This is a genomic window from Caballeronia sp. M23-90 (assembly GCF_053574605.1).
This window is the reverse complement of record NZ_JBSIPA010000734.1, coordinates 1-1,938: the sequence shown is the minus strand read 5'-3', so window position 1 is coordinate 1,938 and position 1,938 is coordinate 1. Positions and strand designations below refer to the sequence as shown.

The following is a 1,938-nucleotide window of genomic DNA, read 5'->3' as shown; positions in this document are numbered from 1 at the left end:
TCACGGCGATTCTTACCACTAACGCACACAAGCTCTACGGCTTCGCTAACCACTAAAACCATGTCAGAAAAATCCTCCACGGGTCTTCGCAAAGGCCTGACCAGCTACGGCGACAGCGGCTTCTCGCTCTTCCTGCGCAAGGCGTTCATCAAAGGCGCCGGCTACACCGACAGCGCGCTCGATCGCCCCGTGGTCGGCATCGTCAATACGGGCAGCGCGTACAACCCGTGCCATGGCAACGCGCCGCAACTGATCGAGGCGGTCAAGCGCGGCGTGATGCTGGCCGGCGGCCTGCCGATGGACTTCCCGACCATCAGCATCCACGAAAGCTTTTCATCGCCGACGAGCATGTACCTGCGCAACCTCATGTCGATGGACACCGAGGAAATGCTGCGTGCTCAACCCATGGACGCCGTCGTGATGATCGGCGGCTGCGACAAGACGGTGCCGGCGCAACTGATGGGCGCGGCATCGGCGGGTCTCCCGGCCATTCAACTGATCACCGGATCCATGCTGACGGGTTCGCATCGTTCCGAACGTGTGGGCGCGTGCACGGATTGCCGCCGTTATTGGGGCAAGTTCCGCGCGGAAGAGATCGACGAGCAGGAGATCGCCGATGTCAACAACCAGCTCGTCGCGAGTGTGGGGACCTGTTCGGTGATGGGCACCGCAAGCACGATGGCGTGCATTGCCGAGGCATTGGGCATGACCGTGCCTGGCGGTGCATCGCCGCCCGCCGTTACCGCCGACCGCATGCGCGTGGCGGAACTGAGTGGCGCGCAGGCCGTGAAGATGGCGCATGAACGGCTGACCATCGACAAGATCCTGACGCCCGATGCATTTCATAACGCAATGCGCGTGTTGCTTGCAATCGGCGGATCGACGAACGGCATCATCCACCTGACGGCGATCGCCGGGCGTTGCGGGCTCGAAGTCGACCTGAAGGCGCTCGACCGGATGGGCCGCGATACCCCCGTCCTGGTGGACCTGAAGCCGTCCGGGCAGCATTACATGGAAGACTTCCATCATGCCGGCGGCATGGCCACGCTTCTGCGCGAACTCAAGCCGCTGCTCAAGCTGGATGCGCTGACCGTCACGGGCCGCACGCTTGGCGAGGAAATCGAACTCAGCGGACCGGGCTTTGCGCAAGACGTCGTGAAGACGCGCGAACGGCCGATCTATCCGCAGGGCGGCATTGCCGTGCTCGAAGGGAATCTTGCGCCGGGCGGTGCGATCATCAAGCAATCGGCGGCGCATCCGGACCTCATGGAACACACCGGTCGCGCGATCGTCTTCGAGAACGCCGATGACATGGCGCTGCGCATCGATTCCGACGATCTCGATGTCACCGCCGACGACATCCTGGTGCTCAAGAACATCGGACCGAAGGGCGCGCCGGGCATGCCGGAGGCGGGCTATATTCCGATTCCGAAGAAGCTGGCGAAGGCGGGGGTGAAGGACATCGTCCGGATCTCCGATGGCCGCATGAGCGGCACCGCGTTCGGCACGATCGTGTTGCACGTGACGCCCGAGGCCGCGATCGGCGGGCCGCTTGCCCATGTGCACAACGGCGACCAGATCCGCCTGAGCGTGGCGAATCGCGAGATATCGCTGCTCGTCCCGGAGGAAGAACTGGCGCAACGCGCGCTCGATGAACCCGTCGTCGTGCCGACAGCCGGGCGCGGCTACCGGAAGCTCTTCCTGGAAACGGTGACGCAGGCGGACAAGGGCGTCGATTTCGATTTCCTGCGTGCGGAGCATTTCACCGGATCGACGCCGACCATCGAATGATGATCGACCAGCTTCACGAGTCTGCAGAGTAGGCGATGTCCTTTTGCGCTTCAAGCGCCTTCAGCCGTTCCGTCAGCGCCGCGCGGATCGATTCGTAGGCCGTGCCACCCAGCGTCAGGCGCACCCGCCCTTGCGCCTGACGCTGGA

The 1,938-nt window shown here is 63.7% G+C and carries 1 protein-coding gene; it reads left to right on the top strand.

The window, feature by feature from the left end; translation table 11 throughout:
* Nucleotides 1-60 precede the first annotated feature (60 nt).
* Nucleotides 61-1,791, top strand: coding sequence for a dihydroxy-acid dehydratase (locus tag ACRXB1_RS35275; RefSeq protein ID WP_174364102.1), 1,731 nt, complete (start codon nt 61-63; stop codon nt 1,789-1,791).
* Nucleotides 1,792-1,938: the final 147 nt, after the last annotated feature.

Coding starts and splice junctions, on each gene's coding strand:
- ACRXB1_RS35275 (WP_174364102.1), top strand. CDS start 61: ATGTCAGAAAAATCCTCCACGGGTCTTCGCAAAGGCCTGACCAGCTAC.